Below are 8,139 nucleotides of genomic sequence, written 5' to 3'. Positions count from 1 at the left end.
TTGACGATCTCCCGACGAGGGTGCTTCTCCCGCCGCCCGTCCGTGCTGGGCTCCGGCAACAACCCTTCGATCAACGCCCACTGGGCATCGGTCAGGTCCGACGGGTAACCACGACGAGGCGAGGACACCCGGACACCCTGCCCGCCCCGGCGGCCATCGTCACGCCGCCACACCGTCCGCATTCGACCTTTTCAAACACGCACTCAGAGCCTGGCACGGGCTCTAGCGCCCGGACCGTGACGCGCAACGGGCGGCTTGCGTACGCGAGCCCGTCGTCGAACCAAGTCGCCGGCGCTTCGGCGTACTGCCGGCTCTTGATGTAGAGCGGGGCGGCTGCGGCGAGCAGCTCGGCGGTGAGCGGTTCCTGGATCCTCAGGGCGGGAGGTCGACAGCTGCGCTGATCAGTGCCGCCCCGTACGGCTGGACCGTTGCACTGTCCCTCCAGAGGTCCATTAGGTCCGGTGCGCCAGCCAGATGCTGGGCCACGCCGTACCGCGGATCGACGAGGGCATCATGGAGCCGACGGTCGCCGCATATGTTCGCTACGCTCGTCAGATTCCGCCGTTCCGACGGGGTGAAGTCGTCTGGTACTCGTATCGGTGGTTGCACTGCGAGGGACAGTGCCTCACGTGTGCCACGAGCCGGGTCATCGCCGGCGCCCTTTGCCGACTGAGGGATGGTGGTCATCCGCTGGTAGGCGTCGGGCCAAGCCACATAGACGATCAGAACCGGTGCCGAGTCGTCACCGTCGAGAAGCGCGGCTAGGTCGCCGGCAGTGAGCCCGTCCGGCCCCAGGAACCGCACCGCGGGTGTGTCGTCGAGCCATACCACCGTCCGAGCCGAGATTTGCGCGCTAGCGCTGCGGACTGCTTCCGCGTCGTCCGGCAGAAGAATGCGCCAGTCGGCAAGCTCCGACCGGACAGCCTCGAACAGGCTCCGCGACTTACCCGTCGAGGAGCCACCGACGACGACCACCATGCCACCGGCCACGGCCGCCTGGCGCACCTGTGCGCGCAACAGGTTGTCGTGTTCCCGCGTCCCGTACGGGGGCTGCCCTTGGTGGTGAGTACCGCTCGCGGCGGCGGGGTGGACACCAACCTGCTCCTGGGGGCAGTCGGCCACGGGTACCACACGCCACGTGCGTCGCTCGACGATCTCTTTGCGCCGCGTGGGGGCGCGCCTCAGGCCGTATTTCCGGAGACGCTCCTCGATAAGTGGAGCGGTCAGCTCTCGACCAAGGTGATGGAGGACCAAGTCGCCCAGCCCGACGGCTGCGAGAGCGCCAGTCGCACCGTCCAGGAGTTGCCCGGCCAGCAGCCCGTTGAACTCAGCCACGTCCTGCTCGCCGTGGCATTGGATCCAGGTCCCGTGCAGGACTCGCCAGGCCCGCTCCTCGGTGCCGAGGACGTCCCTCGACGCCAGGGCGGAGAAGGCTTCCTGAAGGTTCTGGTTAGGCAGCCAGTGATCGACGAAACTTCGCACATCGCTGGCGCTGCGGGCGTTGTCGCACAACTCCTGCGCCACACGTGCCGGCACAGTTGAGACCAAATGAAACTCCCGGCCTGCCCCGACGTGGTGGCGGGCGTCGTCCCAGATGCCCATGCCGAGTAGAGACCGGACAGTCCAGCCGTTCGCGACGCCGTTTTGCCTTTTGACCTGGTGCACCTCGACGGCACCGGTCCGCCGGTAGGTGAACTCGACGCTCTTGGCCAGGTCGCCGGAGTCCTCGACGGTCAGCGACTCGCCGCTCCCGCCTAGCACGTGCAGCAGATGGCGAACCGTCCAGGCACCCTCGTACCGGTTGCCAAACTTGTCGGCTTCCCCGCCTCGTCGTGGGCTCATGATGCCGGCCATTATCGCGCGTTCCGGCCCGCCGCCTGCCACTCGACCTGACCAGCAACCGACAATGGCTGTCGGGGCCTGGCCACTGTTAACGTCCGGGCGGTACTCCCCGGCCGGGCCGGGCCCTCAGGACCGACCCGATCACGGCGGTGGGCGAGCGTGGTTGTAGGACGGTCATCGCTCGGCGGCGGGCCAGACCTTCCGCAAACGCCAGTCCCGCCGCCTCGGCTCAGGCGGGTCCTATGACCGACCCCATGATCAGAACCGACTCCGACGGACGGCCGAGCGCCGCCACGAAGGTACCTTGCCGACTGCATAATCGCAGCATCGGCAATGATCAGTCTTCGAGTACCGCCGGCAGATTACGGTCCGGCACCCGCCCGGACACCCCTTTGAATGGCAAGTCGGCGAGCTCCCGTAGCGGCGCCGCCACGTTACTGCCAGCAACGCGGGTCAGGCAGCGGAGTGCGACGAGGACAAGTCCACGATGCTCGGCGGTGAAGAGATGCTCGAAGGCTCGTGCCTTCCAGTTGGTATCGCCCAGCAGTGCGTCGAAGCAGGCAAGCTCCAGGGTCTGTAACAGATCGCGTGAGACTTGCGGATTGTTTCTCAGCCGCTGAACAAAGTCGATGTAGTCGTCCAGGTAAGCAGGAGGCGTGGCAATCGCGTCACGCAGGGATGGGACATCGATATTAATCGCCTCCGCGCCTGCAGCGACATACGCTCGGTGAGTTCGACTCTGGAGGTGGCGGACAAGCGCATCGGCCCGTTCCAGCATCGGAAGCAGGTGGACATCGTCCGGATCACCGACCGTGAGCGCCCGCTCCAGCCTGCCTCGGAGGCTTCCCACGGGCACCGCGTCGAGTTGTCCTGCGTCTTGAAGCCCTGCCAGCACGATCGCAACCAAGGCATGGCCGGAAAGGATCTTGGCACATGGATCGGGCAGCCCTCCTTGCCGTTCTACCGCGCTACCAAAGCCCTGCACGGCCGCGAGTAGCGCCGGCGAGCCGGCCAGGAGCGCCTCCCCGCGGAGAAACTTTGCGAGGCCAGAAGGAATATCGGGCAGGCCCTTCAACTGTGTGTCAGTGCGACTCTCGGCTGCCGCGCACGCGCTTCCGTCGAGGTGGGCAAACGCCTCAGGGAGCCAGGCGTGCGCCTCCTCCCGCCTTCTGACGGTGGCCTCGTCCATGACGACAATGCCGAGCCTTTTGGCAAGGCTGGTCCCTCGGCTGCTCACCGTCTGACGAACAAGGGTCACGCGGTCGAGGTTCAAAAGCTGGCGGAATCCGGCCAGCCAGACAATTGTGTAGGGCTCGCCGCTTTGCCCCTTGCCGCTCTTACACTCGAGCACCGACCGGGAAAGGCGAAGCCGACGGTCGAGGTCGAGCGATAGGACGTCGACGTCGGTCAGGACGTCACGTCCGCTGTCGGCATCATCTGCGACGAGCGGCACCCGGAGGCGGGCAAACGCGCCTTCCGCGAACTCAAGGCGGGCGACTCGGCGTTCCAACTGACCGCCAGGCGTATCGCTGGGCTTGGTACCCGCAGTCGTACGTTTTGCGGACGATCGGTTCGGCCGTCCGCCTCCCAAGGAGGCGCTGTTGCGCCGCCCCCCGTTGGGCTCCGCCGCGCCTTCAAGGGTCTCCCGATCGGGTCCCGACGTTTCGCTCATGACCGGCCGCCCATCATTCGTTGGACGGGAACTTCGCGGAGGGCTGCCAGCAGGCGGGCCTGTTCAGCCTCGTCGGTGTCCGTGGTCAGGGCCAGCCGTGCGCGTTCCCGCTCGACATGAATGTAGGAGCGCTGGGCGCGCAGGGCAGCGGCGTCCGCCGCAGACACGCCGCTACCGTTGCTCCCCTCGCGGGTGGAGAGGAGCTTCAAGGCGTCCTCCGCGACGTCCGACTGGAGCAGCTCAAGCCGGAACCGACGTGATGAGCTTCCCGCGACCACCTTAACCACGCCAGCTTTCTCCAGCATTGGGTAGTCCGTGCCAATGGACGACACGTCTCCCGCGACGCCGCGGTTGATGAGCGCTTGGAGGAAGACATCAGGACTGGTGAGCTTAAATCTCGCGAAGGTTGCGGCATAGATCATCGATCCGACAAGCTGCCGGACCTGTCCGGAAGCATCACCGGCGCTGCTGCCGAAAGGATCCCGGCCAAGGTGCGGCGTGAACAGGAAGCCCTGTTCAAGGCCCTCGGACGTCTGGATCACCGAACGTTGGACAAGACCCTGGGAGACGGCGAAAGCTACCCACTTAGGTTCGGTCGATTTAACATGAGCTTCAGGCATACCCGGGTTCGACGCGAGTTCTTCGAGTAGAGCGGTCACCTCACCGGTCGCCCGTGCGTCAGCGGCCTTGAGCGCCGCCTGGGCGATGCCATCTCCCTGGGTCCATACGTTGGGGTTGTAAAGGACGTCGCGACCGTCGTCAGCGACGACACGGCGCACCAGGCCGAGGAACGTAAGGTGACGCAGGGCCGCCTCAGCGGCCTCTCCGTTTCCGTCTACCCCGACCGCCATGGTCGCCGCGTGCAGCACGTCCTCGACCAACAGAGGCTGCAGAGTGGTGGCACGCAGGATCGCCAGGGCAGCCCGTTCGGCAGCCCCCACCATCAGCAGGTTCAACAGTTGCGGAGCCGAAGCGACCAGGTCGCCCGAAGCTGGAATGCTCTCCGAGACCGAGATCGGTACGTTGTCGGCGTCCCGAACTACGGAGACCCAGCCGAGCGACTCCATCGTGCTTATGACGTCCTTCAGGCTGCGCTGACCGAGACCAACATCCAGCCCGATCGCTCGAACGCGGGCGGCGCTGCTCGTCGTGCTTCCGCGCAGTCGGAACGCGACGTCGAGCACCCACCCGGCGAACTCTAACTGCTCCAGGGCCGCACGCTCCGTGCCCATCTGATAGACGGACAGGTGGCGCGATAGACCGAGCATCAACTCGGCGTCGGTCATGATCGTCACGGCTGCTCCGTTCCGGGGGCTTGGACCGCTGAGGCTGCCCGCGCGGGCACATTATGTCTCACCGGGAATCTCGGCCGCCGCTCAAATCGGTGCTGCGGCACGCCGACGGCGGCTGACCACTGCCCCGGCCAGGTTTCGTTCTGCCCGCCGCACTTGCCACCCTTCCTAACTACTCCAGCAGGAGATCTGTCCGGGCCTGTGGTGGCATATGGTTTTGTCCGTGGACAGCAAGCAGCCACCGGCGAGTCGCAGTGGTTGTGTGGACCTCAAGAGATGCGGCGGTGGCTGCCGCCTACAGAGTAGACATTCAGTGATGGTCGGGGCTTTTCAGCGAGTTGATGGACACGATCGCGGCACGTTGCTACCGGCCTGAACCCCCGGCGCCGGGTCCGGGACTTCGTGGCCGGGCTGCTTGCGCCGTTGCCGGCCAAGAAGTGCTGAACGATCGCAGAACACGCCGGTGACACCGCGGCAGGCGGTATGCAGGACCTGATCGGTCGGGCACGCTGGGACGACACCGCGGTCCGTGCCGACGTTCGTTACTTCGGCGCGCCCAAACTTCGGCACCCGGACGGGCTGCTGCTGGTCGACGAGACCGAGGATCTGAAAGAAGGGCACCCACACCGCAACGGCAGTACTCCGGCACTGCCGGGAAGGTCGAGAACTGTCAGCTCGCGGTGCACCTGTCCTATGCCTCTCTCTAGGTCCCTTGCCCTGTGCCACTCGGCCCTTCCTGAGCAGCCGTCCGCAAGCGGACGAAGATCCCTTTGACTTCGAGAGCTGACTACGGCTACCTCGAGTTCAACGGCCGATTCCCCGCGAGCGGGGCCAGGCCCGGCCGTCCGCCTCCAGACCGTCCTGCAAACCCTCGTTTAACTCAGTGGTGGCTGGCACCGGCCCGCCGTCGCCACGGGCCTTGGCCATGGTTCCGCTCACGGTCGCGGTCCGGAACTGGCTGGGCCCGTGCACGTGCCGACCGCCTCCACCGAGCCCGCGCACGCCTGCACAACGTGCTCACGGATGTGGTCGCCGCCGCGGCTGAGCCCGGCGCCGGAGCTCCGCGCGGCCCAGCGCGCGCCTCCATCCAGGTCACCCTCACCGCCCTGCGGCCGTCGGCTACGAATCGCGACCGAGTCGCCAACTCCCGCCCGGCAGCGTCCTCCGGCGGCCGCTCACGGCCGCCGATGGACGCCGTCGATCACACGCAGGCCGTGGCGCCGCCGCTTGGACCGCCGTTCCAGGTCGCCCGCACAGACTTGGTCGGGGAGTAGGTCATGCGACTCCACGACCACGTCGAGTTGGAGGCCGAGACGCCGACTTGCTGGTAGCCGGTCGGGCACTGGTAGGCCACGAGCGCCTGCGGCTTGCTCGTGCCCACACGGCGGGGAGCCGCGCCCATTTCGTCCTGCCCGCCGGCGACCAGCGCAGCTCCACGTAGGGGTTGAAGGTGCCCCACATCGGCCCCGAGGCCACGGCCACCCCGTCGGCGCTGCAGCCGGTTTCCTCCGGGTCGCGGCCTGAGCAGCAGTCGCCCCAGCAGCCGACCGTCAATGCCTGGGCAGGGGTTCCGGCAGCCACGACACCGAACAGCCCGATGATCCGAGTACGAATGATGAAAGTACGTGTATGCATGCAGGCCCCTCTCCAGGCGGTGCCGGTGTAACCCGGGGCGCCGGTCCAGCGGGCGCTGAGGCCGAGCTTCGGGGAATACATCATCCGGCTCCAGGAGTAGGTCGCGTTCGAGGCCGAGACACCGGACTGGTTGTAGCCGGTGGTGCACTGTTACGCCTGCAGCTGCGACGGATACGAGGTGCCCCACGAGGCGGGCACTCGGGCCCAGTTCGTCTTGCACGTTGGCGACCAACGCAGCTCGATGTAGGAGTAGGTGCCCCAGATCCGGGCCGACGCCGTGGTCGTGGCGTCCGCGCTGACCGATTCTTCGACCCGGCTGGTGCTACTACCCCGACCTCATGCTTCTGTCCGCCATCGACGCCTACCGCGACAGCCTTGGCGTCGGACCCGACCCTGTCTCGCAGGGGTGCCGCGACGTCGCGCTCACCAGCGGTCCCTGGTGGCCCTTCCTCGACACCGCCCTGATGAGCGAACGACCCATCCTGCTCACGCTTAACCAGCAGGGCCGCCTCCAAGGCGACGACGGACCAGCTGTCCAATGGGCCCGACGGTCACCCCGTGTAGGCGAGCGAGGTCGGGCGCTCTTATCCGCACCCCACGTTCCGGATCGAGACCGCGCGGCGAATGATCCCACAAGATCGCGATGATCATTCTGCCACAGGCGCTGAGTTGTCCACAGATGGCACCGGGCGGGTTGAGGGGTTGCACTTGCGCCTGATGAAGTGCCTCCGCAGGGACGGCGATACGTCCCGTCGACTGGCGAGGGAGAGCAGCCATGACTCGGGGTGGACGCGGCCGACCACGACGCAGGCACGGGCAGACGGCACCGGACTTCCTCGCCGGTGTTACTGGTCTCGTCGGCGCGGTGACGGCTCTCATCGCGGCCGTCACGGGGCTGCTGACGGCCGCCGCGACGCTGTTGGTGAATCGCTGATGCCCGCGGTCGTGGCATGGCTGCTCGGCGGGCCCGCCGACGGGCGGCTCACCCCGATTGAGGTCGACGAGGACGGGTTCCTTCCGCAGGTCATCATCCTGCCGCAGAGCGGCGCCTACCTCGGCGCCTGCGAGCAACCCAGCCCGCCCATGCAGCACCGTTACCTCCGTTGTGATGGCGAGGACGACCCGCCAACCTTCCAGTACGACGGGCTGCTCCCCCACGCCAAGTGACATCGGCACGCTGGCTAACAGGCCGAAGCAGTCCGGCCGTTATCGGGCACAGGACGGTCGGCACAGCCCCACCCGGGTCAAGCCACTACCCCACGCCAACCACTATTCGAACGTTTGTACGATGCGGTGGTGGAGGACGCGGTGGGGCGCTGGTGGAACGGGATCTGGGGGCGTCTGGGCCGCCGGGATGTGTGGTTGACCCGGGAGGTCAGGTGGAAGGTCACCGCCCGTGCCGGCGATAGCGAAAGCGGCCGGGTGCTGCGGTGGGAGTTCGACACCGAAGACGAGGCCCTCGTCATGGTCAAGCGCCTCCTGTCTGCTGATGCGGGCGGCCAGTGGCGCAAGCATCCCGACCGCCCGCCGCCACAGCAGGCGTAGGGCCCGGCTTGTGGTCTGCGACCCTGATGGGGTGCGAACCGCAAGGCCGGGGATCGTGGTCAGGAGCTGCAGGTGTTGAGCATGCTCTGCAGCGCGGACTTCTCGGATGACTGCAGCTTCAGGCTCCAGTTGTACTTCACGGTGATCCACATC

At 66.9% G+C, this 8,139-nt stretch carries 8 protein-coding genes; 3 read left to right on the top strand and 5 right to left on the bottom strand.

The genetic code is table 11. From position 1 onward, the window contains the following. The 5 genes from ABZV00_RS37475 to ABZV00_RS37455 form a co-directional block, all read right to left on the bottom strand. A partial coding sequence (locus tag ABZV00_RS37475; RefSeq protein WP_355615309.1) for a transposase occupies window positions 1-128 on the bottom strand: 128 nt, incomplete at its 3' end. A 244-nt stretch (window positions 129-372) separates the two neighbouring features. Then, window positions 373-1,854 carry a hypothetical protein gene (locus ABZV00_RS37470; protein ID WP_355615303.1) on the bottom strand — a complete coding sequence of 494 codons (1,482 nt, stop codon included), beginning with the start codon at window positions 1,852-1,854 and terminating at the stop codon, window positions 373-375. Window positions 1,855-2,179: 325 nt separating this feature from the next. Next, complete coding sequence (locus ABZV00_RS37465) at window positions 2,180-3,352, bottom strand: hypothetical protein (RefSeq protein WP_355615300.1); 1,173 nt, start codon at window positions 3,350-3,352, stop codon at window positions 2,180-2,182. 158 nt (window positions 3,353-3,510) lie between these two features. Further along, a complete protein-coding gene (locus ABZV00_RS37460; RefSeq protein WP_355615297.1) occupies window positions 3,511-4,809 on the bottom strand; it encodes a hypothetical protein in 1,299 nt (432 codons plus the stop codon). A gap of 1,272 nt (window positions 4,810-6,081) precedes the next feature. Next, entirely contained in the window at window positions 6,082-6,441 is a 360-nt protein-coding gene (locus ABZV00_RS37455) for a DUF2690 domain-containing protein (RefSeq protein ID WP_355615306.1), read from the bottom strand. Between the two features lie 338 nt (window positions 6,442-6,779). Between ABZV00_RS37455 and ABZV00_RS37450 the strand changes: the two genes are divergently transcribed. From ABZV00_RS37450 to ABZV00_RS37440, 3 genes are all read left to right on the top strand, one after another. Further along, the gene (locus tag ABZV00_RS37450; RefSeq protein ID WP_355615294.1) at window positions 6,780-7,088 is read left to right on the top strand and encodes a DUF6745 domain-containing protein; all 309 of its coding nucleotides are present in this window, start codon (window positions 6,780-6,782) and stop codon (window positions 7,086-7,088) included. Between the two features lie 286 nt (window positions 7,089-7,374). Continuing rightward, the gene (locus ABZV00_RS37445; protein ID WP_355615292.1) at window positions 7,375-7,608 is read left to right on the top strand and encodes a hypothetical protein; all 234 of its coding nucleotides are present in this window, start codon (window positions 7,375-7,377) and stop codon (window positions 7,606-7,608) included. Between the two features lie 129 nt (window positions 7,609-7,737). Continuing rightward, window positions 7,738-7,986, top strand: a complete 249-nt coding sequence (locus ABZV00_RS37440) for a hypothetical protein (RefSeq protein WP_355615289.1) — start codon at window positions 7,738-7,740, stop codon at window positions 7,984-7,986. Window positions 7,987-8,139: the final 153 nt, after the last annotated feature.

This window comes from Micromonospora sp. NPDC005173 (assembly GCF_040608515.1).
GTDB lineage: Bacteria > Actinomycetota > Actinomycetes > Mycobacteriales > Micromonosporaceae > Micromonospora.
Note: the sequence above shows the minus strand (reverse complement) of the source record. Positions and strands in the feature narration are given on the sequence as shown.

What these genes read in the sequence shown, in the direction of transcription:
- ABZV00_RS37450 (WP_355615294.1), top strand. Translation starts at nt 6,780, where the DNA reads ATGCTTCTGTCCGCCATCGACGCCTACCGCGACAGCCTTGGCGTCGGA.
- ABZV00_RS37455 (WP_355615306.1), bottom strand. Translation starts at nt 6,441, where the DNA reads ATGCATACACGTACTTTCATCATTCGTACTCGGATCATCGGGCTGTTC.
- ABZV00_RS37445 (WP_355615292.1), top strand. Translation starts at nt 7,375, where the DNA reads ATGCCCGCGGTCGTGGCATGGCTGCTCGGCGGGCCCGCCGACGGGCGG.
- ABZV00_RS37470 (WP_355615303.1), bottom strand. Translation starts at nt 1,854, where the DNA reads ATGGCCGGCATCATGAGCCCACGACGAGGCGGGGAAGCCGACAAGTTT.